Source organism: Pedobacter sp. GW456-11-11-14-TSB4, assembly GCF_059424425.1.
In genome coordinates, this window is sequence record NZ_JBWKZK010000003.1 from 306,120 (window position 1) to 331,003 (window position 24,884).

The window sequence follows — 24,884 nt, forward strand, 5'->3', positions numbered from 1 at the left end:
AATGAAACTCTATATCTTTCCGACTAAAAATTTGTCCGACTTTCGTACTATCCTTCCATTTCAGCAGCACTTTCCTCTACTTTTTTTCTCAAATCTTCTTTGTATGCCTGCATTTTTTGAGCCAAATCATCATCGGAAGTTGCCAAAATTTGCACAGCCAATAAACCTGCATTTTTAGCAGCATTTAAGGCAACAGTAGCTACAGGAATACCATTGGGCATTTGTAAAATAGAAAGAATACTATCCCAACCATCAATTGAGTTTGATGATTTTACAGGCACCCCAATTACAGGCAATGTAGTAATAGAAGCAACCATGCCAGGTAAATGTGCGGCACCACCAGCACCAGCAATTATAACTTTTAAGCCTTTACCAGCAGCTTCTTTTGCATAATTAAACATACGCTCGGGCGTTCTATGGGCAGAAACAACTGTGATTTCAAATTCTATACCAAATTCCTTACAAATATCTGCAGCATCTTGCATAACTGGTAAATCAGATTTGCTGCCCATTATTATACCTACTTTTGCGCTCATATAATTTTCGTATTTACTTCTTTTTTAGCAATGCGGTTGATTGTGACCCTGACTGCTGCACACAGGGATTTATAAATTATGTTGATTTGAAAGTAGTTTCAAATCTCATATCTCAATTCTAGTTTCTCCTAAGAAACAACCTTCAAAGTTTGCTGTACAAACCTAGCTTTTTCAATTGCATAATCACGGTTTTGATCTACAATTGTAACATGGCCCATCTTGCGAAAAGGCTTAGTATATTTTTTACCGTACAAATGCACATAAACACCATCAATAGCCATAATTTTTTCTAAGCCACTGTATTTTGCCAAACCATCGTGTCCTTTTTCGCCCAATAAATTTATCATCACAGCATTGCTAACTGACCTAGTATCGCCCAATGGCAAATTAAAAATAGCACGTAAATGCTGTTCAAATTGCGAAACGTAATTACCTTCAATCGTATGGTGACCACTGTTATGCGGTCTTGGAGCTAACTCATTTACTAAAATCTCTCCGTCTCTGGTTACAAACATTTCAACAGCCAAAATACCAGTAACGTTAAGCGCTTGAGCAATGTTACAGGCAATTTGCTCTGCTTTTTGCTGTATATCTTCTGGGTAGGTAGATGGCGAAATTAAAAACTCAACTAAGTTCACTTCCTCGTTAAACTCCATTTCTACCATCGGAAAAGTCTTCATGTCGCCATTCGAATTTCTGGCAACAATAACCGCAATTTCTTTCTCAAAATCAATTAACTCTTCAATTAATGATGGTGCATCAAAGGCATTTTCAACCTCTGTAATGCTGTTAATTTTCATCACACCTTTGCCATCATAGCCATCTTTACGCTGCTTTAAAATAAAAGGATAAGTGAAGTTTGCGTTTAAAATATCTTCTTTACTATTAACCAATTGAAAAGGAGCAGTCGGAATATCATTTTCTTTAAAAAACTGTTTCTGAACTCCTTTATCTTGTATCAATCTTATCACTCTCGATTGAGGAAAAACAATTTTTCCTTCTTTTTCTAACTGTTCGAGCGCTTCAATATTAACTTTTTCTATTTCAATGGTAATGATATCGGCTTTTTTGCCAAAATTATATACAGTATCATAATCGGTAATCGATCCACATTCAAATTTATGTGCAATATGTTTACAAGGTGCATCAGGATCAGGATCCAAAGCAGAAATACTTAAATTATAATTGATTGCTTCTTGAATTAGCATCCTTCCTAATTGTCCGCCACCTAAAATACCCAATTTTAATTCGCTTATCTGTTTTGCCATTATTACTTTAAAGTTTGTGCAAAAATAGCAAAATTTACCTATAAGATGGTTAAATTGTAGATTAGATTAACATTAGAAGCGCAATAATTCTGCACATAACTACGCATAGTCCCGCCATACGCTGCAATCTTTTTGTGATGGTTTGGTGGTGTAAAATGGTCTGTACAACAAAAAGTATTTACGCTACTGTCGGGGCTATTTAACAAAAGACATTGCTGCTAGCAAAAAACAACAATGCAACCAATCAAAAATTCTACCTTTGCAACAATGAATGTAGATGCAATAATTATTGGTGCCGGTGCCTGTGGATTAATGTGTGCAGTGCAAGCTGGATTTTTAGGTAAAAAAGTAATTGTACTCGAAAAAAACAGTAAACCTGGTGCTAAAATTTTAATCTCTGGAGGTGGTAGATGTAATTACACCAACCAATATGCAACTACAGAACAGTTTATTTCTGAAAACCCACATTTCATAAAATCATCATTTAAACAATGGACGGTTGAAGATAGCATTACCTTTTTTGAAACTTATGGCATAATTGGGAAAGAAAAAACATTAGGACAATTATTTCCATTAGATAAAAATGCCAAGGATATTGTTGAGGTTTTTACATCGCTTTGCGAAGAAATGGAACAAGAAATTTGGTGCAATATTGATGTAAAAGATGTTGAACAAATAGCCGATGGTTTTAAAGTTAATTATGTTTCTGGAGAGAAAAACAAATCAATATTTGCTCCCAAATTAGTTATTGCAAGTGGCGGTTTGCCAATTCCGAAAATGGGTGCAACAGATTTTGCTTTGAGATTTGCTCGTAACCATGGTTTAAATATTATAGAAACCGCTCCAGCGCTTGTACCACTAACCATCACTGGTAAAGATGAAGATTGGTATGCTCAGCTCTCAGGCAATTCGGTTTTTTGTGAGGTAAGCAATGATGAAATTTCCTTCGAAGAAAATATTTTATTTACGCATTGGGGTTTAAGCGGCCCAGCAATTTTACAGATTTCTAGCTACTGGCGTAGGGGTGAGGTGTTCAATATCAATCTGTTACCTCATCAAAATATAATTGATGTGATTGATGATGAACGTAAAACAAATGGCAGAAACCAGTTATCAACCTTGTTGAACCGTTTTTATGCTAAAAAATTTACAGAAGCATTAGGCAAGTTTTTACCACTAACTAAAACGGTTGCTGATTTAAATAAAGTAGAAATGGAACTCATATTTAAAACTATTCATGAGTTTAAAGTAAAACCAGCTGGCGACAAAGGCTACGACAAAGCAGAGGTAATGCGTGGCGGAATTGACACCAATGAAATTTCTTCTAAAACTTTAGAATGCAAGAAGTTACCTGGCTTGTATTTCGGGGGCGAATGTGTAGACGTTACCGGTTGGCTAGGTGGTTATAACTTTCAATGGGCTTGGGCAAGTGGTTTTGTAATTGCACAAAATTTGTAAGTTACTTACGTCATTGCGAGGCACGAAGCAATCTTAAAGCGATAAAAGACAACCCACCCATGGTGGTAAGATTGCTTCGTGCCTCGCAATGACGACAATTATAACTAGTCTGTTTAGTAATTTATAAACAAAGATTTGCCTAAATTTGCAGAAAACAAATCCTCTTGCAAAGCGACCTACTTTTAATTACACCCCCATTTACGCAACTGAATACTCCGTATCCAGCAACTGCATATATTAAAGGGTTTTTAAACACTAAAGGCATTTCATCAACCCAAGCAGATTTAGGTATTGAAGTAATTTTAGCACTCTTTTCTAAAGAAGGACTAATCAACTTGTTTTGTCACGCTGAGCAACGTCGAAGCGCTGTGACATTGTCTTTTAACTCGCAACGCATCATCGCATTAAAAGAAGATTATCTTAAAACCATCGACTCGGTTATCGCTTTTCTTCATGGTAAAAACCCAACATTGGCTTTGCAAATTTGTCAAGAAGATTTTTTGCCAGAAGCTGCTCGCTTTGCGCAATTAGAAGAACTAGACTGGGCTTTTGGAGCTATGGGTACGCAAGATAAAGCCAAGCATTTAGCCACGCTTTACTTAGAGGATCTTTCTGATTTTATAGTAGAATGTGTTGACCCAAATTTTGGTTTTAGCCGTTATGCTGAGCGATTAGGGCGAAGTGCCAATTCATTTGATGAGTTGTATGAAGCTTTAAATCAAGAATTAACTTACATTGATGGGATTTTAATTGACATTCTTAAAAGTAGGATAGAGGAAGTTAAACCTAAGCTATTTCTGCTTTCGGTTCCTTTTCCAGGTAATTTATATGCAGCTTTTCGCTGTGCGCAATTTGTAAAACAAAACTATCCTGATATTAAATTAGCAATGGGTGGTGGTTTTGCAAATACAGAGTTAAGATCCTTATCTGATAAAAGAGTTTTTGAATTTTTCGATTACATTACCCTAGATGATGGAGAATTACCGATTGAATTGTTGTGCGCTGCAATTTTAAAAGGCGGTGAATTTAATCTCTACAAAAGGACATTTTTGTTAGAAAACGGAGAAGTAACCTACAGAAATGATGCTTTGAGAAGCGATTACAAGCAAGCAGATGTGGGTACGCCAGATTATTCTGATTTGCAATTGGATAACTATATTTCAGTTATTGAAATTGTAAATCCAATGCACAGAATGTGGAGCGATGGCCGTTGGAACAAACTAACCATGGCACATGGCTGTTATTGGGGTAAGTGTACTTTTTGCGATATTTCTTTAGACTATATTAAAGTTTACGAGCCCGTTGCTGCAAAGCAAATTGTTGATCGTATTGAAGAACTGATAGAAAAAACCGGACAAAATGGTTTTCACTTTGTGGATGAAGCAGCACCACCTGCGTTAATGCGTGAAGTTGCTTTAGAGATTTTAAGAAGAAAGATTTCCGTTACATGGTGGACCAACATCCGTTTCGAAAAAAGTTTTACTGGCGATTTATGTCTATTGTTAAAAGCATCTGGCTGTATTGCCGTTTCTGGCGGATTAGAAGTGGCATCTGATCGATTATTAAAAATGATTGATAAAGGCGTAACCGTAGAACAAGTTGCCAAAGTAACCAGAAACTTTACCGAAGCAGGGATTATGGTGCATGCTTATTTAATGTATGGCTACCCAACACAAACAGTTCAAGAAACGGTTGATAGCTTGGAAATGGTTAGGCAGTTATTTGAAGCTGGCGTTTTACAATCTGGCTTTTGGCACCAATTTGCCATGACGGCACATAGCCCGGTAGGATTATATCCTGAAAAATTTGGTGTAATTAAAGAGACAGAAGAAATAGGAACTTTTGCGAATAACGATATTAATTACACAGATAAAACTGGTATAGACCACAATAAATTTAGCTACGGTTTAAAAAAATCACTCTTCAATTTTATGCATGGCATTTGCTTTGATTACAAACTGCAAGATTGGTTTGATTTTAAAATTCCAAAAACAACAATTCCATCCAATTTTATTAATAAAGCCCTGCAAGCTGACGAAAATTTTAATATAAAACCTACTGCCAAAATAGTTTGGCTAGGAGGGAAGCCATCTGTAGAAACCTTCTGCAAATCTAAAAAAGGCAATACTTGGGAAATGATGACTTTAAGTTTCCATAGCAAAAAAGAGACTTTTAGTATTCAAACCAACAAAAAAGAAGGCGAGTGGTTAGTTGCTATTTTAGATAAGATTGCCATTTTAAATCCGAATACACTAACTTTTCAAGATGTTAAAGCAGATTTTGAAAATAGTATTGAACATTTTGAATTATTCTGGTATTCAAAACCAATTCATACTTTAAGGGAGTTTGGGCTGTTAGTGCTGTAATGGGTTAATATACTGTTAGCAATGTTCAGTAGTCATTTCGACGAGGAACGAGGAGAAATCTGTTAGCTAAGTACTACTATAAAACAGATTTCTCTCTACGTTCGAAATGACGGCGTTCTTTTGTATTTTCCTTTAGGAGTTTAATCGCAATTTGGTATAGTAAACGTCCAAGTTTCAGACATTTTATAAGGAATAGAAAACGCCACGCCTCTATTTAACTCAAACCATAATTTAGATCTAACTTTCTCTCTTGTACCGGTTTCATTCATGGTCATGCTATCATAAAGCCTACCATTTACCATCACATATTTAATCTTTTCAGAATTTCTAATGTCATCTAAAGGATTAGAATCCATCACTACTAAATCGCCTAACTTACCAACTTCTAATGAGCCAATTTCTTTATCCATACCCAAATAAGAAGCACCATTTAAAGTGGCATTACGAATAGCTTGTAATGGCGTTGCACCACCTTGTACAAACATCCAAAGCTCCCAATGTGCACCTAAACCCTGTATCTGTCCGTGAGCACCTAAGTTAACTTTTGTACCTGCATCGGCCAATTGTTTTACCGCTTTTGCTACTTCAATATGTCCATAATCTCCATATTCTGATGTTGTTCTTCTTCTTGATCTTGCATCAATAATCGCCCTTGGCGTAAAATTTAATAAACGCTCATTTTCCCAAACATTAGTTCTATCGTACCAATAATTTTCTCCCCATTGACCACCATAAGCCACAATTAAGGTAGGTGTATAGGCAACTTTGGTATTACTCCAAAAATTAACCACATCCTTATAAATTGGCGCTACCGGAATACTATGTTCAATACCAGTATGTCCATCGGCTACCATATTCATGTTATGGAAAAACGTTGATCCTCCTTCTGGTACAACTTCCATTTTTAACTGTCTTGCTGCCTCTAAAATTTGCTGGCGCTGATCTCTACGTGGTTGGTTATAAGATTTAACCGAAAATGCGCCTACTGCTTTTAATCTTTTTAAGTGCGACAGCGCATCATCCAAACTATTAATTACTACTTTAAAATCGCCATCTGCTCCGTATAAAATTGAACCTGTAGAATACAAACGTGGACCAATCATTCTGCCAGTTTTAAGCATTTCGCTTTGGCTAAACACCATTTCTGTATTGCTACTTGGATCATGAGAAGTAGTAACCCCGAAAGATAAATTAGCCAAATAAGACCAGTCTTGCTGTGGGCTTATCCCATCCGGACTAGTACGCAAATGCGCATGCACATCAATTATACCTGGCATAATTGTTTTGCCATTAACCTCAACCACCTTCGCATCAGCCGGAATAATCACATCGGCAGTTTTGCCAACAGCAATAATTTTATTGTTTTCTAACATAATTGTGCCTTCTTCAATTACCTCATCACCCTTCATGGTAATAATTCTTGCACCTTTTAAAGCTAGCAATCCAGTTGGTGCATCAGCTTTTAATTTTAATCCAATACTTACACTGGTGGTATCTAATTCTGGCAAAACTTGTGGTGCGCCTTCAACAAAGTTGAAAGTGTTTTTTACCTCACGATTGTAATATTGTTCACCTAACGTCCATAACAATTTTTTGCTATCTGCACTCCAATGTAAATAAGTTCCGGCATCTTTTGTAACTCTAGCCAAAGGGATGGCTTTGTTGTTCGCAGATAAATCCATCGGGATACCTGTGGTTACCATTGGGGTGATATATGCATTAAATAACTCGGTAAACGCCATCCATTTTCCATCCGGACTAGGTACAAATTGATTGGCATATTGCGATGTATAGTGTGTTCTTTCGTTACCACCGTTTAAATCCATGCTTTTAAATGCTTTTTTACCTGCATCATATCCTTGGAAATAAATTCGAGTATCATCTATATTAAACATCGGTTTGATGCCACTTTCACTTACTAAAGTCTTAACTCCACCATTTGCAGAAACTACAAAAATGCCTGTGTTTTTGCCATAGGTTAAGCCTAAAGTTTCATTGCCACTTCCTTTTCTAAAAACAACTTTATCTCCTTTATTGGAGAAAGCTGGAGTATAGTAATATCCTTTTTCATCAGTTAATGAAATGGTTTTGCCAGATTTGATATCGGTCTTTTTTACAGCACCTTTAAATTCATCACTCCAAGTAGTGTAAACGATGAATTTGCCATCTGGACTAAATTTTGGCTCGAACTCAAAATCTAAAGCGTTTGTAATTCGCTCAGGCACACCGTTTGGCATTTCTTTTTTATACAAATAGCCAGCAGCATTAAACACAACCATTTTGCCATCAGGCGATGTAGTTAACTGCCTAATCATTTTAACTGTAATTTCTGGACTAAAAACTTTTTGCTCAAATTGAACGGCTTGTTGTACAGTTTGCTGGCTATTTACTTCAAACGGAATTTCATTAACCATTAGGTTATTCAATTCAATTTGTTTAATTTTTCCTTTTGCGTAAAAAACAATTTTTTTAGAATCTGGTGTCCATGCAAAGTTCGGATAGACTCCGAAAATTGCCCAAGTCTCTTGCTGATCGTGAGTTAAGTCCTCAGTTAATGGCCATTGTTCGCCAGTTTTTGTGTTTTGAATATACAAAGCAGATTTTAAGCGAACGCGTTTAACATAGGCCATAAATTTGCCATCGGGCGATATTTGCGGACGAGCAGAACCACCTTGCTCTGCTATTAGATTTGTTAATTTTCCAGTGGTTAAATCTAATTGTCTAATGGCATAAATTAGTCCATTCGGGTCTTTGCTATATTCGAAATTGGGGCCAGGAGAAACATCCTCACTAAAATATAAAAATTTGCCATCTGGCGATACATTTGGCTCACCAGCATCTTGCTGATCATTTTTCCTTTTCGTTAATTGAACACCATCACCACCATAAATGCTATACATCCACATTTCGCCTGCACCTAAAGAACGAGAACCGGTAAAATGCTTACGGGCAATTATATAGTCACTGTTTGGCATCCAAGTAGCATTGTTTAATAACCTAAAGGTTTCTTTGGTAATTTGCTTCTTGTTTCCTCCTTCACGGTCCATAATCCAAATGTTATCTCCGCCACTTTTATCACTAGTATAAGAAATATATTTCCCGTTAGGACTAAAACGAGGTTGAACATCAAAGGCAATTCCGCCACTTAATAATTTAGCCGGACCGCCATTGATAGACATTTTATAAATATCACCCAATAAATCGAAAACAATTTCTTGCCCATCCGGACTAACATCCAAGTTCATCCAAGTACCTTCGTCGGTATTTATGGTAAAGGTTTTTGTTTGTCCTTTGTATTTTTCAATATCCCACTTTGTGGTTTCTTTTTTATCTTGAGCGGCTGCAGAAAGCGTAAGAAATAAACAGCTAGTTATGAGAAAAAATTTATTCATATTAAGGATTTCGATTAATTAATTCGCAATTTAATAATATCGCGTCGTTTTTATTAGTTTTGATGCTACCTTTTTTATGAAAGCAACAGAAATTTTAAAAAGATATTGGGGTTTCGATAATTTTAGGCCTTTACAGGATGATATCATTCAATCTATTTTAAATGGTAAAGACACGCTAGCACTTTTGCCAACTGGCGGAGGAAAATCAATTTGTTTTCAGGTGCCAGCAATGCTAATGGATGGAATTTGTATCGTAGTTTCTCCATTGGTGGCTTTGATGAAAGATCAGGTTGAAAATTTAAAGGCAAAAGGTATAGAAGCTATCGCAATTTATGCCGGAATGGGTAAACGAGAAATTGATATCCTTTTAGATAACTGCATTTATGGCAACATTAAATTTCTGTATTTATCGCCAGAAAGGTTGCTGTCTGAAATTGTTCGTATTCGTATTTCTTACATGAATGTGAATTTGATAGCCATTGATGAAGCGCATTGTATTTCGCAATGGGGTTATGATTTTCGCCCTCCGTATTTAAAAGTTAAAGAACTACGTGAAATACATCCTGATAAGCCAATTTTAGCACTTACAGCAACGGCTACATCATTTGTAAAGCAAGATATTATTGAAAAACTAGAGATGAAAGATGCTCAGGTTTTTGTAAAAAGTTTCTCTCGTAGAAATTTAAGTTATGTTGTTTATGATTTAGAAGACAAGCATAAAAAACTGATCGACATTGCAAATAATGTAAAAGGATGTGGTTTAGTTTATGTAAGAAACCGTAGAGAAACTGCAGAAATTGCTCACTTTTTACAGCGAAATGGTATTGCTGCAGATTTTTATCATGCTGGTATAGAAAAAGATCTTCGCTTTAAAAAGCAGGAAGACTGGAAGACTGACAAAATAAGGATTATGGTGGCCACCAATGCCTTCGGGATGGGAATTGACAAACCTAATGTGCGTTTTGTAATTCATTTAGATTTGCCAGATAGTTTAGAAGCCTATTACCAAGAAGCGGGTAGGGCAGGAAGAGATGAAAACAGAGCATTTGCTGTGCTTTTAGCCAATAAATCAGATCAATTAATTTTAGAATCAAAATATAAAGAAAGCTACCCAACCGTAGAAGAAATTAAAAAAACTTACCATTATTTAGGTAGCTATTTTCAGTTAGCTTTTGGCGCTGGAGAAGGACTAAATTTCGAATTTGATATTGCAGATTTTTGCAAAAAATTTAGCTTAGGCGTGCTTAAAACTTTAGCCGCTTTAAAATTTTTGGAGCATGATGGTTACATTGCGTTATCAGAAAATATCTTTTTACAATCTAGAATTATGTTTACGGCTTCACATGAAGATGTTTATCGTTTTCAAATAGAAAATTCTGCTTATGATCCGATCATTAAAACTATCCAGCGAAGTTATGGTGGCGCTTTTGATGGCTATGTAAAAATCAAGGAATCTGATTTGTCCAATCGGTTAAAAATTTCTTACAAAGACGTAATTGAGTATTTAAACAGGCTCCAGCAGTTTCAGATTTTATCCTATTTACCGCAAACCGATCAGCCACAATTGCAGTTTATTTTACCACGTAGAGATCAGATCAATCTAGATATCGACGTGAAGTATATCGAACTCAGACAGCAAATACAAAAAAACCAAATTAAAGCTGTGTTAAGTTATGCATCTACCCAAAGTTGCAGAAGTAAACAGTTGCTACACTATTTTGGAGAAACCAATGCCTCGAAATGTGGATTTTGTGACATCTGCCTTGCTGAAAAGAAGTTAGAAGATGCTGCTATAATAAACGATAAAATAGACTTTGAAATTGTAACCGTTTTACAAAGTGAGCATCGCAATTTAGATGATTTAGTAAATGGAATTGAGAGTGGAACCGAAAACGAGAAAATTCAAAGGATTAGGGAGTTACTAGATGCCGGCAAAATAAAATCTGATGGAAATAAGTACTATCTCTAGTTTGCTGTTGATTAATGTATTTGATTAAATTAATTATAAATTAAATATTTTTATATTTGAGAAATATTACTTGAATAGATTTTGTTTAGTGAATAATGATGTCTAGCAACAGCTCTTTTTTAATTAAATTTAGCTCAAAAGCTTTTTTAATAATTCTAATAATTTCATTATCAAATAGCTTTGCATTTGCGCAATTAGGTAGAGATTGTTTAGTAGATGGGCTTTTGTATACTTCAAATACAAGTAGAGGAAATAGGTTTTTTTATAGAACTGTGGGCGTTCTTTCCACTGCATGTGAGTTTGTTCAAACTGGCTCAAATGTTGGAAACTGTAGGCTTTATAATGGAGGCAATGAAGCTGATAACACAAGCTACACCTTATATACCGATGCATTTAGCAACGATTGGGAGGAAGTGAAGCCATGTAGTTTAGATAATCATTTTTACATGTTACTTATTTTCGTTTTTGGTATATTTTCAATAAAACTCAAATTTTCTAGCGTGCAACAAAAACAAATCAATTTATAGCTGCATAATTGCATTAGTTTTTTGCTTTAATCTATTTTATCTACTTTTAGTTTCTCTTATAAAAATATGCAAGCTAAAAACGACAAAAAAACAATCCGCTCTTGGGCGTTTTTCGATTGGGCAAATTCTGCTTATAATTTAGTAATAACATCAACCATATTTCCGGCATATTACACCATAATTACTTCAGATAAAAATCCTGAAACAATTGATTATGTGACCTTTTTCGGTAGAAAGTTTGTTAATTCTGCTTTGTACAGCTACGCCATGTCTTTTGCTTTTTTAGTAATTGCTATTCTTTCTCCAATACTTTCATCGATTGCAGATACTCGCGGTAATAAAAAAGTTTTTATGCAAATATTCACTTACTTAGGGTCGTTAGCATGCTGTGGTTTATACTTTTTTAAAATAGAAACGCTAGAATTAGGTGTGGTTTTATGCGTTGTAGCAGCAATAGGTTTTTGGGGAAGTTTGGTTTTTTATAATTCTTACTTACCAGAAATTGCCACTGTTGATCAGCAAGATAAAGTAAGCGCAAAAGGTTTTACCTACGGTTACATTGGAAGTATCATTTTGCAAATTATCTGTTTTGTATTTGTATTTAAACCAGATTGGTTTGGCATCACCGATGATTCTATTCCTGCTAGGTTATCGTTTTTTATGGTAGGTATTTGGTGGGTGGTTTTTGCACAAATTCCATTTAAAAATCTACCAAAGGGGAGTCCGAATTTTAAAACCAACAAAAATGTGTTTACGAGCGGTTTTAACGAATTAAATAAAGTATGGCATCAAGTAAAACAAATGGCTTACTTAAAGCGGTTTTTATTTGCTTTTTTCTTCTACTCTATGGGGGTGCAAACGGTAATGTTGGTAGCTACAATATTTGGCGAAAAAGAGCTTAATTTGCCTACAGAAAAGCTAATTGCAACTATTTTAATTTTGCAATTGGTAGCTATACCAGGAGCAATGTTAATGTCGTATTTATCGTCAAAAAAATTCGGCAATGTTAACGTTTTAATTGGTGTGGTTATCATTTGGATAGGCTCATGTGTTGCTGCTTATTTTATCCATACCGAATATCAATTTTATGCATTAGCTGCTGTAATTGGGTTAATTATGGGAGGTATACAATCTCTATCTCGTTCTACATACTCAAAATTTTTACCGCAAGAAAGTCCAGATCACACTTCGTTTTTTAGTTTTTATGACGTGGCAGAGAAAGTTGCCCTTGTTTTCGGTATGTTTATTTTCGGTTTTATCGACGAACAATTAGGAATGCGTAATTCTGTTATCGCTTTAACCGTGTTTTTCATTTTAGGTTTACTATTTTTGCTGTACTTAAAAAAGGTAGAGCCTAAAACTGTTATGGTAAATTAGGGTGCCTCAAATTTAACATCCACTTAATGAAAACTGAATTATTCGTACCCTGTTTTGTAGATCAATTATATCCAGAAACTGCATTTAATACCATTAAAATATTAGAAAAAGCTGGCTGCCAAGTTAGTTACAATGCTAAGCAAACTTGCTGTGGGCAACCTGCTTATAATGCTGGTTATTGGGAAGATGCCAAAGAAATTGGAAATAAATTTCTAAATGATTTTTCTGAAAATGAATATATTGTAGCTCCATCAGCATCATGCGTAGGCATGGTAAAAGGTGGTTTTAATGATTTGTTTACTAACACTATAGTGCATAACAAATGCAGAAACATTCAAGCTAATATTTTTGAATTATCAGATTTTTTAATCAATATCCTCAAGAGAGATTATTTTGGCGCAGAGCTAGAAGGCAAAGCCGTTTATCACGATTCATGTAGTGGCTTACGCGAATGCAAAATAAAAGATGAACCTCGTCAATTACTTTCTAAAGTGCTTGGTTTAGAAATGGTTGAAATGAAAGATACCGATATGTGTTGCGGTTTTGGTGGTACATTTGCTGTTAAATTCGACGCTATTTCTACTGCCATGGCAGAGCAAAAAGTAAATAACGCCTTAGAAATGGAGGCAGATTACATCATCTCAACAGATTTATCGTGCTTGATGCATTTAGACGGTTACATCAAAAAAAATAACATCAATATTAAAACCATGCATATTGCCGATGTTTTGGCCAATGGTTGGTTAGATTACTAATTAACAAATTTTTTATAGAAAATGAAAGTCGGCATTTCATCGCAAACTTTGTCCCGCTTTCGCTTATAGTCCTCGCTCGTTCCTCGCTGTGGGCTATTTAGCTCAATCGGGTTTAACAACAGCGGTATTTCGCTATAAGTTTAGCAATCATCACTTTGTAAAACTATAGTGATGTTCAAACAAATTAACCTTTTTTAACATATTAAATCTAAAAACTACGATAAATTTGTAGTATCAAAATAAATAAATATCAATGAAAAAAATATGCGTTGCCATTGTTGGCATGTTAACATTAACATTTGCTGCTCAGGCACAAAAAAAATCTGGTGCTATACAGTTTGAAAGTACCATAGACCCAGCTGCTACAATGGCTGCAACTGGGATGCAAATCAGCGATGAAATGAGAGCTCGCATGCCAAAAGCTGTGAAAACTAATTTCGAATTATTGTTTACTCCTACAAATGCGAGCTACATGCCTGTAGAAGAAATTGAAGACAGCAACGGTGGCGGTGGCGGTGGAATGGGCCGTATGATGATGCGTTTTGGCGGTGCTGGTGGCGCTAGAGAATATTATTATTCTTTTGCTGATCAAAAATTAGTAGAGGTTTTTGATTTAAGTGATACAACTTATGTTATGCCAGGCAAATTAGCAGTTGCTAATCCGGTGCAAGCAATCAACATGGGTAACAGAAATCAAAACAATGCACCAGTAACTAATGGTAACACTACAACCATTAGTGCAGTTCAGTTTTTGCCTGGTCCACCAACTTTAGAGGTTGTTAAAACCGATGAAACCAAAAAGATTATTGGCTTAAACTGTAATAAAGTAATTGTTAAATCTATTCGTAAAGCTAAAGTTTTAGGCGAGGATAAAGATGTTATTGATGAAACTGCAGTATGGTATACAAACGATCTTGGATTTAATTTTTCTCCTGATCCAAATTTTTGGACTGAAGGAACTGTATTAGCCATCGAAAATAGAGGTAAAACTACAATGGCTAAAAGCATCGAGTACAGAAATGTTAGTGCAAGAGATGTAACAGCTCCTAAAAAAGCAACGCCAATTACTGCTGATGAGTATAAAATGAAAATGGAAAATATGATGAAAAGATTTACTGGTGGTGGCAACAGACAAGGTGGACAACCAAGAAGTGTGATTATCAATTAATTATAACTGAATATAAGTATTAGCCTCAACATTTTGTTGGGGCTTTTTTATGAAACTAGTTTTTATAATGCTTTTAACTTTTATCTTTGCGGCACAATAAAATCACGTAGTAGGTGATTTAGCTAATTAACAAAAATTTATAAACAACAACGAAATTATCCGCCGCGGCGGAGATTTAGGGGTAAATCATAGTTGTAGATGATTAACATTACTTTACCTGATGGCTCAGTTCGTCAGTACGAAAAGGGCACATCTGCCCATCAAATTGCCTTATCAATATCAGAAGGCTTAGCAAGAAACGTTTTAGCAGCAGAAGTTAATGGAGAAGTTTGGGACTCTACAAGACCAATTGAAAGTGACTCTGCGGTAAAATTGTTAACATGGAATGACAATGCTGGTAAAGCTACTTTCTGGCATTCATCAGCTCACTTAATGGCCGAAGCTTTAGAAGCTCTTTATCCAGGTACGAAATTTGGCATCGGCCCTGCCATAGAAACTGGTTTTTATTACGATGTAGATTTTGGCGATAGAGAATTTTCATCTGATGATTTTAAAGCTATTGAAGCCAAAATGCTTGAATTGGCAAAGCAAAAATCAGAGTTTAGCAGAAAAAGTGTTAGCAAAGCTGATGCAATTCAATACTTTACAGAAAAAGGTGACGAGTATAAATTAGATCTTTTAGAAGGTTTAGATGATGGTAAGATCACTTTTTACACCCAAGGTGAGTTCACCGATTTATGTCGTGGTCCGCACATTCCAAACACTGGTTTTGTTAAAGCCATTAAATTGATGAATGTTGCTGGTGCATACTGGCGTGGTGATGAAACCAAAAAACAATTAACCCGTATTTACGGCGTAACTTTTCCGAAAGCGAGCGAGTTAACAGAATATTTGTTAATGATCGAGGAAGCGAAAAAACGCGATCACCGTAAGTTGGGTAAGGAATTAGAATTGTTTATGTTCTCAGAAAAAGTAGGTGCAGGTTTACCAATGTGGTTGCCAAAAGGTACCGCCTTGCGTGAGCGTTTAGCCCAGTTTTTAACCAAAGCACAAGTTAAATCTGGTTACGAACAAGTAATTACACCGCATATTGGCCATAAAAATTTATATGTAACTTCTGGTCACTATGATAAATATGGTAAGGATAGTTTTCAACCAATAAAAACACCACAAGAAGGAGAGGAGTTCTTCTTAAAACCAATGAACTGCCCGCACCATTGCGAAATGTACAAGTTTAAACCTCGTTCATATAAAGATTTACCAGTTCGTTTTGCAGAGTTTGGCACAGTTTATCGTTACGAACAAAGTGGTGAGTTGCATGGTTTAACTCGTGTACGTGGTTTTACTCAAGATGATGCACACTTGTTTTGTCGCCCAGACCAAGTTAAAGAAGAATTTAAAAAGGTAATAGAATTGGTTTTGTATGTTTTTAAATCTTTAGGGTTTGACAATTACATTGCTCAAGTTTCATTACGTGATCCAGAAAATAAAGCGAAATATATCGGTACAGATGAGAACTGGAAGCTAGCTGAAACTGCAATTATAGAAGCTGCAGAAGAAATGAACCTTCCAACAGTTGTTGAATTAGGAGAAGCAGCATTTTATGGCCCTAAATTAGATTTTATGGTTAAGGATGCTTTAGGCAGAAAGTGGCAGTTAGGTACAATTCAGGTTGATTATAATTTGCCAGAACGTTTCGAATTGGAATATACAGGTAGCGATAATCAAAAACATCGCCCGGTGATGATTCATAGAGCTCCTTTTGGATCTTTAGAGCGTTTTGTGGCAGTTTTGATTGAGCATTGTGCTGGTAACTTCCCATTATGGCTTTCGCCAGAGCAATATATTATTCTTCCCATCTCTGAAAAATATGAAGAATATGCAAAAAAAGTTTCAAATGAATTAAATAATTCCGATATTCGCGGGCTGATAGACTTTCGTGATGAGAAGATTGGAAGGAAAATCAGAGATGCTGAAGTTAAAAAATTACCTTACATGCTTATTATTGGCGAAAAGGAAATGGAAGAACAAAAAGTTTCGGTTCGTAAACATGGCGAAGGAGATTTAGGTTCGATGACTTTAGCGGAATTTAGTGCATTAATTATTAAAGAAATAACAGTTTAAACAGGATTTACATTTGGCATTAGGAAGACCAGGATTTAATAGGGGACCACGTCCTCCTTTTAAGAAAAAAGAAGCAGAACATAATATTAATCAGTATATCAGAGCTCAGGAGGTGAGATTAGCTGGCGATAATGTTGAACCAGGGATTTATCCCTTGTCAAAAGCTTTGGCACTTGCTGATGAGTTAGAACTAGATTTAGTTGAAATCTCACCAAATGCAGTTCCGCCTGTTTGTCGCATTATCGATTATAGCAAATTTGTTTACGAGCAAAAGAAAAAGCAAAAAGAGATTAAGGCAAATGCAAAGCAAACTGTAATTAAAGAAATTCGTTTTGGTCCTAATACCAACGATCACGATTTTCAATTTAAGTTAAAACACGCAGTTAGCTTTTTAGAAAACGGCGAGAAAGTTAGAGCTTACGTACACTTTAAGGGTAGAGCTATTGTTTACAAAGAACAAGGTGAAATCTTATTGTTAAAATTTGCTCAGGCTTTAGAAGATATAGGTAAAGTAGAATTATTGCCTAAATTAGAAGGAAAGCGTATGTTTTTAACATTAGCACCTAAAGTTGCAAAGAAGTAATACATATATAAATTAAAACAAGGTTATGCCAAAAATGAAAACCAATTCCAGTGCTAAAAAGCGTTTTTCGCTTACTGGAACAGGTAAAATCAAAAGAAAGAACGCCTACAAAAGCCACATTTTAACAAAAATGAGCACAAAACGTAAGCGTAACTTAGGCCAGACTAGTCTGGTAAGTGATGCTGATATGGGCAACGTTAAACGTATGCTTGCCATCGGTAAATAATTAATTTTTAACCAGATACTCGGTAACTAAGATTGCTAACGCAACACCGCTTATCAAAAACAACACACTATGCCACGTTCGGTAAACGCAGTAGCTGCTAGACGCAGAAGAAAAAAAGTCCTAAATATGGCCAAAGGCTATTGGGGATCAAGAAGCAAGGTATTTACCATTGCTAAAAACACGGTAGAAAAAGGTTTGCAATATGCTTACCGTGACCGTAAAGTTAAGAAAAGAGAATTCCGCGGTTTGTGGATCCAACGTATTAACGCTGGTGCACGTGAACACGGCGTATCTTACTCTCAATTAATTGGTAAATTGGCAGCTAAAAACATCGGTTTAAACCGTAAAGTATTAGCAGACTTAGCAATGAACCATAAAGATGCTTTCAAAGCAATCATTGATGCAGTAAAATAAGAAATACGATAATAAGAGAAAGGGGAACAATTTGTTCCCCTTTTTTTGTGATTAAATTTTTTGTTGGATTGGAAGGTGGATAATTAGATTGACATTTTGCAGGTTTGAGTTGAGCCTTATTGCTTACATTAATTATCTACAGCACTAATCTAAATAAATTGCTTCAAATTATCGTGTTATCACTTCGCCCGAGGCTTAACTTAAACTTGCTGTTATACGTAGTTGCAGATAGCATTAAGGATTATATTTTCTCAAGAGCTTACTTATTTTCTTATCGTTGATACTTAAAATAATAATTCCTGTCCAAGCTTTGTTTACATAAACTCCTTCTGGTTCCTTATCCAATATTGTAATCTGAACTTTGTCTGGTGTAAGTTGATTGACAAATAAATTCCTTAATTCGATATTTGCTACTTCATTGACAAAAATGCCATTTGCAATTATTATTGGTACAATGTCATCTACCGATTTCTTAATTTCCTTGTTTCTAAAAAACCTGTTCTGAATTAATGTTAGTTGTTTTTCCTTCTCTGATGACATAACTTTTTTTACCCATAGCTCATTTTCTTTAGCAGTCATTCCGTAGGTAATGTCAGAAATGTCTTGACCAAACGATGTTATGGTCACAAATAGAAAAATTATTATGGAAGTCAGTGTTCTCATTTTTTCAGGCAATTACGTATAACGGTTTGGGGCTTTGCGATGTGGCGGATTTTTAGCACAAAAGTTCAATAGAATTACTGCTGTTGAACCTTATACAAATGTTTCATAGAAGTACGAAACCCGCCATATTTCCGAAGCTACGTTAGCTGTTCGGCTTTTTGTTCATTGTTGAGTTCATTTTTCACAATTTGTTTTTCTGATTTTCTGTAAGATTTTCTCATTTCAGATTTTGTTTTTTGATGATAATTATTTTTATCGCTGAAAAAATGCATACTTGTCCAAGCCAAACCAGAACCTTGTCTTATCATTACTCCATTCCAAACACAATCTTCATAAGGACAATTATGCTTTGAGTAACTTCCGAAATTTCGGTGTTTTATTCTCTTTTCGGACAATATTTTTTGTTGATTTACTTTAATGTCGTTCCATATTTTCTCTTCGTCACCTTTTGTAAATTCTTGTCCTAATGTCGAAACTTCTACAAATGTTTTTGGATCTTTAAGTTGCAAAAAATCAAATGTCTTCTTAAAAGTTTTGTTTGCATATTCACGCACTTCAATTTTTTGTTCGATATTCAATTTTTCGTTTTCTACAATTGAACGATAAAGTCCAAGTGTATTAAAGTCTTCACATTTTTTGTAATTGTCAATGAAAAAGAAATATTCTTTTAAAGTGAGTTCACTAAATTTTTTTCCTATTTCCATTTCTTGTTTCGTTTAATGCCTGTCGTCTTTTAAAGGTTGCCCATAACGGTTTTGGGCTTGGCGAAGGTGGGGTTTAAAAAGTACTAAAGTTCAAATTTAGTACAAAAGTTTATAGAAAGTACAAATGTTCAGCCTAGCACTAAAGCCCCACTTTTGCCAAACCCATGTTAGTGGCTGTTTTTTCTATCTAACTTTGTTCTCCGTTTTTATCCGTCTAATTCCGTTTCAGCGTTTTGGTTTGTTTAATAATATTGTATAGTTCAGTTTTATGTTCTTTGTTTTCTGTCTAAAAATAGTTCAGTTTATTTGAGTTTAAGCATTTTGATTTTCTGCTTCAAGTTCTATTTCTACACTTTGCTTTATTCAACTCAACGTTTCGTTCAGTTTCTACGCTTTGGTGTTCTTCTGTTTGTATCAGTTTTTATCCGTTTCAGCGTTTTGATTTTCTGTGTAAAGTTTTGTTTCTACGCTTTGATTTGTTCTACGTTTTATTCAGTTTCTACGCTTTGGTGTTTTTCTGTTTGTATCAGTTTTTATCCGTTTCTGTGTTTTGATTTTCTGTGTAAAGTTTTGTTTCTACGCTTTGATTTGTTCTACGTTTTATTCATTTTTTCACTCTTTTATTTTTTGTAAAAACCTATGTTTTAACTATTGCAAATAGAGTAGCGTATTTGTTTTTTTGCTTTGGTGTTCATCCGTTTATATCCGTTAATTTCCGTTTCAGCGTCTTGAATTGTTCTGCTTATTTTTAGGTTCAAATTCTCTTCAAGTTTCGGATTTTCCAAATAGCCACTAACTTACTTATATGCTCTATTCAAATTTATTAAATGTGCTTCGAGTATAGTTAAATGGCGTTTTTATATTTTTAATAATATTCGTGTATAAACGATTATAAACGTTTATACACGCTTTTTTTAATAAATCTTCGGATGATTTTTTAATGCAAAAAGGATGTTGATAACCAAATGTAATAAAGAGTTATGGAGCTATGCAAATATTTGGCAATATAATTTTAGGATTAAATATTTATATAAAATGCTTATTCTTATTTGATAGCTTAATTTGATGATACGCCTTGCAGCCTTAAATAGAAGGAAAAAACTGCGTAAAATAAACCTGATTGAGCCAAATAGCCCGCAGTGAGTTTACGAACAAGGCTATAGGCGAAAGCAGGGCTGAGGGAGCTATGAAAAACTGTATTCGCTTTTCTAATTAAAGATTTAAACTTTTGCCAGCGTTTACAATGTTTTCTTTGCTGAGTTGTTTTAAAGTGGGGATATTGCCCAAATGTTTAACAGAAGTGTATTTGAGGATATAATCTTCGCTTTCGAAATTTGTATCGCCGTTAAATATTATTCCTTTAATGCTAATTTGGTGTTGCTTTAAGGCGTTGATGGTAAGTAGGGTATGGTTAATGCTGCCCAAATAATTTTGAGAAACCACAATAACCGGAATGTTTAAATGCTTAATTAAATCTAAAATAAGTGCTTGGTTATTGAGTGGTACCATTAAGCCACCAGCTCCTTCTACAATTAAATGATTAGCGGTTTGTGGGAGTTCGAATGTATTTAGGTCAATGTCAATTCCATCTAACTTTGCAGATAAATGAGGTGATAATGGTTGGTTTAAACGATATAACTCTGGGTGGATTTTAGTTGTTTGGTTACTAATTAAATCTTCAATTGCTAAGCTATCACTTTGTGCTAAATCTCCAGATTGGATGGGTTTCCAATAATCGGCTTTTAGTTTTTCGGTAAGTACTGCGCTGGTTATCGTTTTACCAATTCCGGTTCCGATACCTGTTATAAAATATTTTTGTATCATGCTGTTATTGATTTAATTGCTTGCACCAAATCTGTAATTTCTTGGTTGCTGTTGTATGTATGCAGGCAAATGCGCAAGCGTTCTTTGCCAAGTGCAACCGTAGGTCTTAAAATAGCTCTAACATCAAAACCTTTATTTTGCAATTGTTGTGCGGCATTTCGAGCATCTTTATTGTTGTAAAACAGGATAGTTTGTATTGCGCTATTGCTTGAAATTATTGATAAGTCTAATTGTTTAATTAAGGTATTATATCGCTCAATTTTTTCGGTTATTTGATGTTCAAAGTTTCCGTTGTTTAGCATTTGGTATGCACAATTTATGGCTACAATGCTGTGTAGTGGAGCCGCTGTTGTGTAAATAAATGATCTAGAGAAATTGATAAGGTAATTTCTGAGGTTTTCACTGCCTAAAATGATGGCGCCATGTGTACCCATTGCTTTACCGAAGGTAACGATACGGGCAAAAACTTTACTTTGCAATTTAAGCTGTACGACTAATCCTTTGCCTTTTTCGCCAAAAATACCTGTGGCATGAGCCTCATCGACAATTAAATTTGCATTATACTTTTCGCATAAGTTACTAATTTCTTTTAATGGAGCCAGATCTCCATCCATAGAATATACACTTTCTACTACTACGTAAATAATGCCTTTTGCGTTTCTGAGTTTTTGGTCTAGATCTGTTAAGTCGTTATGCTTAAATTTAAATCGATCTGCATAGCTTAATCTTGCCCCATCAATTAAACTAGCGTGGATTAATTCGTCGGTAATTATGGTGTCTCCACGTTGTGGGATGGAAGAGAGCAGGCCTACATTTGCATCGTAACCAGAGTTAAAAATTAATCCACTTTTTGCCTGATGAAAATTTGCGATATATTGTTCGGTTTGCTCGGTGTAGAAATGATTGCCACTTAATAAACGTGAACCACCAGAACCATTTTTTATGTTGGTTATGGCTTCGGTTTGTGTTTTAATAAGATTTTTTAATGTTGATGATTGAGCAAAGCCTAAATAATCGTTAGAGCTAAAATCTGATGGGAGTGAAGTGCTTGTTAATTTTCTCAGCAAGCCATTTTCGGTTCTTTCTTTTAATTTATTTTCGAGAAAATTTTCTGCCTCATTCATCGTGGTCAAAAATAAGCAAAGCCCCGATATTTTTGAGGCTTTACTTGCTTTTAAAACTTGAAAAGACTGAAACGATGTAAAGATTTAAGAAAATTACTTGATATTTAAAGCCAGATAAGCGAATGCTGCTAAGGCGGAGCCGATAATTGGGCCAATAATTGGTACCCAAGCATAGGCCCAATCGCTAGTTCCTTTTCCCTTCATGGGTATTACGGCATGAATAATTCTTGGTCCTAAATCTCTAGCCGGATTAATTGCATAACCTGTTGTACCGCCTAAAGCCAAACCAATTACCCAAACTAAAAAAGCTACCGGAATTGCACCTAATGAACCTAAACCAATTGGTGTAGTTTCTTCTTTGGTTCCCATACTTGCGTCAGTAAAGTAAAATATCACAAAAATTAACACAAATGTTCCGATAATTTCTGATATTAAATTAGAGGTGTAATTTCTTATGGCTGGGGCTGTTGCAAAAGGGGCAGCTTTTAAACCTTGATCATCTGTTGCATCGAAATAATCTTTATACATTAACCAAACTAAAAAAGCACCTGTCATTGCGCCAGCAATTTGCGCAGCAATATAGCCTGGTAATAATGCCCAATCAAATCCTTTACCAATAGCTAGGCCTAAAGTTACAATAGGGTTTAGGTGTGCCCCGCTGTGTGGACCAGCAACAACTACACCAACAAAAACTGCTAGTGCCCAAGCTGTTGTAATTACCATCCATCCACCATTATTGCCTTTTGTACCTTTTAAAACAACATTGGCAACCACGCCATTTCCTAGTAAAATCATTAAGGCTGTGCCAATAAATTCTGCTAAATATACATTCATTTTATATTTGGTTAATCGTTTAAATTGATAGATTGAATAGTTATTTCAACTCTGTTAACTGAAAACTAAACTAATCTTCGGCATTAACTCTCGCTGCTTTTACAGCTCTATTCCAGCCTTTAATTCTTTCTTTATTGTCAATTCCTTCATCGGCAACAAAGGTTTTATTAATTTTCCATTGCGATCTAATTTGTTCGATACTATCCCAAAATCCGGTAGCTAAACCAGCAAGATATGCAGCACCAATTGCGGTAACTTCAGTAACTTCTGGTCTAATTACTTTGCAACTTAATAAATCTGCCTGAAATTGCATCAACAAATTGTTTGCCGTAGCGCCACCATCAACCCTTAATTCAGCAATAGCTACACCAGCATCAGCTTCCATCGCTTTTAGAACATCCATGGTTTGGTAGGCAATGCTTTCTAAAGCTGCTCTGGCAATGTGCGATTTGTTAGTTCCTCTTGTTAATCCCGTAATTGTTCCACGAGCATGTTGATCCCAATGCGGAGCGCCCAAACCTGCAAATGCCGGCACAATGTAAACTCCTTGCGTATCATTTACTTGCTTTGCCAATGTTTCTACATCCGCAGAGCGAGAAATCATGCCTAATTCATCTCTAAGCCATTGCACAACTGCACCGCCAATAAAAATGCTTCCTTCTAGCGCATAATTAACTTCGCCATTAATTTGCCAAGCAATTGTTGTTAATAAATTATTTGCAGATATTTTTGGTGTTTTGCCGATGTTCATCAACATAAAACAACCTGTGCCGTATGTATTTTTTACCATTCCAATATCGGTACACATTTGACCGAATAGGGCAGACTGCTGATCGCCAGCGATACCTGCAATTGGTAATTTTGCCGCTAAGATATTTCCTGCGGTTTCGCCATAAACCTCACTTGATGATTTTACCTCAGGCAGCATTGATTTTGGAACACCAAATAAGCTCAATAACTCTTCATCCCAAGTTAAATCATGAATATTGTACAGCATCGTTCTAGATGCATTTGTTACATCGGTAACATGTGTTTTTCCGCCAGTTAAGTTCCAAATTAACCAGCTATCTATTGTGCCAAAAGCTAATTTTCCTTGCTCGGCTTTTTCTCTTGCTCCATCAACGTTTTCTAAAATCCATTTTGCTTTAGTAGCAGAAAAGTAAGAGTCGATAATTAAGCCTGTTTTATCTTGTATTTTTTGCGATAGACCCTGTTTTCTTATACTATCGCAATAAGCTGATGTTCTTCTGTCTTGCCAAACTATAGCATTGTAAACTGGCTTTCCTGTTTCTCTATCCCAAACTACAGTTGTTTCTCTTTGGTTGGTAATGCCGATAGCGTTGATGTCTGAAGCAGATAATCTAGCTTTTGTGATTACTTCTGCAGCAACTGATAATTGAGTAGACCATATTTCCATCGGATCATGTTCAACCCATCCCGCATTCGGATAAATTTGCGTAAATTCTTTTTGTGCAATAGCAACAATTTCACCCTCATGGTTAAAAATGATGGCACGCGAACTTGTTGTTCCCTGGTCAAGAGATAAAATGTATTTGCTCATAAGTTTATATT

The 24,884-nt window shown here is 35.4% G+C and carries 20 protein-coding genes; 11 read left to right on the forward strand and 9 right to left on the reverse strand.

Annotated elements, in window-relative coordinates:
* Window positions 1-47: 47 nt before the first annotated feature.
* Window positions 48-536 carry a 5-(carboxyamino)imidazole ribonucleotide mutase gene (gene purE / locus AC07XU_RS13060; protein ID WP_494944072.1) on the reverse strand — a complete coding sequence of 163 codons (489 nt, stop codon included), beginning with the start codon at window positions 534-536 and terminating at the stop codon, window positions 48-50.
* Window positions 537-664: 128 nt separating this feature from the next.
* Window positions 665-1,804, reverse strand: a complete 1,140-nt coding sequence (locus AC07XU_RS13065) for a 5-(carboxyamino)imidazole ribonucleotide synthase (RefSeq protein ID WP_494944073.1) — start codon at window positions 1,802-1,804, stop codon at window positions 665-667.
* A gap of 267 nt (window positions 1,805-2,071) precedes the next feature.
* On the opposite strand from AC07XU_RS13065, the gene AC07XU_RS13070 reads away from it, so the two are divergent.
* Together AC07XU_RS13070 and AC07XU_RS13075 are read left to right on the forward strand one after the other, a co-directional pair.
* Window positions 2,072-3,262 carry a BaiN/RdsA family NAD(P)/FAD-dependent oxidoreductase gene (locus AC07XU_RS13070; protein WP_494944221.1) on the forward strand — a complete coding sequence of 397 codons (1,191 nt, stop codon included), beginning with the start codon at window positions 2,072-2,074 and terminating at the stop codon, window positions 3,260-3,262.
* A gap of 164 nt (window positions 3,263-3,426) precedes the next feature.
* Window positions 3,427-5,628 carry a B12-binding domain-containing radical SAM protein gene (locus tag AC07XU_RS13075; protein WP_494944074.1) on the forward strand — a complete coding sequence of 734 codons (2,202 nt, stop codon included), beginning with the start codon at window positions 3,427-3,429 and terminating at the stop codon, window positions 5,626-5,628.
* Window positions 5,629-5,768: 140 nt separating this feature from the next.
* Here AC07XU_RS13075 and AC07XU_RS13080 read toward each other — a convergent pair whose 3' ends face one another.
* Window positions 5,769-9,020 carry an amidohydrolase family protein gene (locus AC07XU_RS13080; protein WP_494944075.1) on the reverse strand — a complete coding sequence of 1,084 codons (3,252 nt, stop codon included), beginning with the start codon at window positions 9,018-9,020 and terminating at the stop codon, window positions 5,769-5,771.
* A gap of 76 nt (window positions 9,021-9,096) precedes the next feature.
* Between AC07XU_RS13080 and AC07XU_RS13085 the strand changes: the two genes are divergently transcribed.
* The 9 genes from AC07XU_RS13085 (at window position 9,097) to rplT (ending at window position 18,163) form a co-directional block, all read left to right on the forward strand.
* The gene (locus AC07XU_RS13085; protein ID WP_494944076.1) at window positions 9,097-10,989 is read left to right on the forward strand and encodes a RecQ family ATP-dependent DNA helicase; all 1,893 of its coding nucleotides are present in this window, start codon (window positions 9,097-9,099) and stop codon (window positions 10,987-10,989) included.
* A gap of 95 nt (window positions 10,990-11,084) precedes the next feature.
* Window positions 11,085-11,516, forward strand: a complete 432-nt coding sequence (locus tag AC07XU_RS13090; protein ID WP_494944077.1) for a hypothetical protein — start codon at window positions 11,085-11,087, stop codon at window positions 11,514-11,516.
* A 66-nt stretch (window positions 11,517-11,582) separates the two neighbouring features.
* Entirely contained in the window at window positions 11,583-12,893 is a 1,311-nt protein-coding gene (locus AC07XU_RS13095; RefSeq protein ID WP_494944078.1) for an MFS transporter, read from the forward strand.
* A 26-nt stretch (window positions 12,894-12,919) separates the two neighbouring features.
* Entirely contained in the window at window positions 12,920-13,648 is a 729-nt protein-coding gene (locus AC07XU_RS13100; protein WP_494944079.1) for a (Fe-S)-binding protein, read from the forward strand.
* 253 nt (window positions 13,649-13,901) lie between these two features.
* On the forward strand, window positions 13,902-14,816 hold the full coding sequence (locus AC07XU_RS13105) for a hypothetical protein (RefSeq protein ID WP_494944080.1): 915 nt from the start codon (window positions 13,902-13,904) through the stop codon (window positions 14,814-14,816).
* A 198-nt stretch (window positions 14,817-15,014) separates the two neighbouring features.
* Window positions 15,015-16,940 carry a threonine--tRNA ligase gene (gene thrS / locus AC07XU_RS13110; RefSeq protein ID WP_494944081.1) on the forward strand — a complete coding sequence of 642 codons (1,926 nt, stop codon included), beginning with the start codon at window positions 15,015-15,017 and terminating at the stop codon, window positions 16,938-16,940.
* Between the two features lie 13 nt (window positions 16,941-16,953).
* Entirely contained in the window at window positions 16,954-17,523 is a 570-nt protein-coding gene (infC, locus tag AC07XU_RS13115; protein ID WP_339580298.1) for a translation initiation factor IF-3, read from the forward strand.
* A 25-nt stretch (window positions 17,524-17,548) separates the two neighbouring features.
* Entirely contained in the window at window positions 17,549-17,749 is a 201-nt protein-coding gene (gene rpmI, locus AC07XU_RS13120; RefSeq protein ID WP_113652647.1) for a 50S ribosomal protein L35, read from the forward strand.
* A 69-nt stretch (window positions 17,750-17,818) separates the two neighbouring features.
* Window positions 17,819-18,163: a 50S ribosomal protein L20 gene (gene rplT, locus AC07XU_RS13125; protein ID WP_055131818.1), complete on the forward strand. Its 345-nt coding sequence runs from the start codon at window positions 17,819-17,821 to the stop codon at window positions 18,161-18,163.
* Between the two features lie 234 nt (window positions 18,164-18,397).
* Here rplT and AC07XU_RS13130 read toward each other — a convergent pair whose 3' ends face one another.
* From AC07XU_RS13130 to glpK, 6 genes are all read right to left on the reverse strand, one after another.
* Window positions 18,398-18,790 (reverse strand): hypothetical protein, encoded by a 393-nt coding sequence (locus AC07XU_RS13130; protein WP_494944082.1) that lies wholly within the window; start codon window positions 18,788-18,790, stop codon window positions 18,398-18,400.
* 173 nt (window positions 18,791-18,963) lie between these two features.
* Window positions 18,964-19,530, reverse strand: a complete 567-nt coding sequence (locus AC07XU_RS13135) for a hypothetical protein (protein WP_494944083.1) — start codon at window positions 19,528-19,530, stop codon at window positions 18,964-18,966.
* A gap of 1,212 nt (window positions 19,531-20,742) precedes the next feature.
* On the reverse strand, window positions 20,743-21,354 hold the full coding sequence (bioD, locus tag AC07XU_RS13140) for a dethiobiotin synthase (RefSeq protein WP_494944084.1): 612 nt from the start codon (window positions 21,352-21,354) through the stop codon (window positions 20,743-20,745).
* A complete protein-coding gene (locus tag AC07XU_RS13145) occupies window positions 21,351-22,478 on the reverse strand; it encodes an aminotransferase class I/II-fold pyridoxal phosphate-dependent enzyme (protein WP_494944085.1) in 1,128 nt (375 codons plus the stop codon). Before AC07XU_RS13145 ends, bioD begins: the two co-directional genes overlap by 4 nt.
* A 93-nt stretch (window positions 22,479-22,571) precedes the next feature.
* Window positions 22,572-23,312, reverse strand: a complete 741-nt coding sequence (locus tag AC07XU_RS13150) for an MIP/aquaporin family protein (protein WP_494944086.1) — start codon at window positions 23,310-23,312, stop codon at window positions 22,572-22,574.
* A 70-nt stretch (window positions 23,313-23,382) separates the two neighbouring features.
* On the reverse strand, window positions 23,383-24,873 hold the full coding sequence (gene glpK, locus AC07XU_RS13155) for a glycerol kinase GlpK (protein ID WP_494944087.1): 1,491 nt from the start codon (window positions 24,871-24,873) through the stop codon (window positions 23,383-23,385).
* Between the last annotated feature and the right edge of the window lie 11 nt (window positions 24,874-24,884).

Excerpts from the sequence above, each read along its gene's own strand:
- rpmI (WP_113652647.1), top strand. The coding sequence starts at position 17,549 with ATGCCAAAAATGAAAACCAATTCCAGTGCTAAAAAGCGTTTTTCGCTT.
- purE (WP_494944072.1), bottom strand. The coding sequence starts at position 536 with ATGAGCGCAAAAGTAGGTATAATAATGGGCAGCAAATCTGATTTACCA.
- rplT (WP_055131818.1), top strand. The coding sequence starts at position 17,819 with ATGCCACGTTCGGTAAACGCAGTAGCTGCTAGACGCAGAAGAAAAAAA.
- AC07XU_RS13100 (WP_494944079.1), top strand. The coding sequence starts at position 12,920 with ATGAAAACTGAATTATTCGTACCCTGTTTTGTAGATCAATTATATCCA.
- AC07XU_RS13150 (WP_494944086.1), bottom strand. The coding sequence starts at position 23,312 with ATGAATGTATATTTAGCAGAATTTATTGGCACAGCCTTAATGATTTTA.
- AC07XU_RS13135 (WP_494944083.1), bottom strand. The coding sequence starts at position 19,530 with ATGGAAATAGGAAAAAAATTTAGTGAACTCACTTTAAAAGAATATTTC.
- AC07XU_RS13090 (WP_494944077.1), top strand. The coding sequence starts at position 11,085 with ATGATGTCTAGCAACAGCTCTTTTTTAATTAAATTTAGCTCAAAAGCT.
- AC07XU_RS13085 (WP_494944076.1), top strand. The coding sequence starts at position 9,097 with ATGAAAGCAACAGAAATTTTAAAAAGATATTGGGGTTTCGATAATTTT.
- AC07XU_RS13065 (WP_494944073.1), bottom strand. The coding sequence starts at position 1,804 with ATGGCAAAACAGATAAGCGAATTAAAATTGGGTATTTTAGGTGGCGGA.
- bioD (WP_494944084.1), bottom strand. The coding sequence starts at position 21,354 with ATGATACAAAAATATTTTATAACAGGTATCGGAACCGGAATTGGTAAA.
- AC07XU_RS13070 (WP_494944221.1), top strand. The coding sequence starts at position 2,072 with ATGAATGTAGATGCAATAATTATTGGTGCCGGTGCCTGTGGATTAATG.
- AC07XU_RS13080 (WP_494944075.1), bottom strand. The coding sequence starts at position 9,020 with ATGAATAAATTTTTTCTCATAACTAGCTGTTTATTTCTTACGCTTTCT.
- AC07XU_RS13105 (WP_494944080.1), top strand. The coding sequence starts at position 13,902 with ATGAAAAAAATATGCGTTGCCATTGTTGGCATGTTAACATTAACATTT.
- AC07XU_RS13095 (WP_494944078.1), top strand. The coding sequence starts at position 11,583 with ATGCAAGCTAAAAACGACAAAAAAACAATCCGCTCTTGGGCGTTTTTC.
- thrS (WP_494944081.1), top strand. The coding sequence starts at position 15,015 with ATGATTAACATTACTTTACCTGATGGCTCAGTTCGTCAGTACGAAAAG.
- AC07XU_RS13145 (WP_494944085.1), bottom strand. The coding sequence starts at position 22,478 with ATGAATGAGGCAGAAAATTTTCTCGAAAATAAATTAAAAGAAAGAACC.
- glpK (WP_494944087.1), bottom strand. The coding sequence starts at position 24,873 with ATGAGCAAATACATTTTATCTCTTGACCAGGGAACAACAAGTTCGCGT.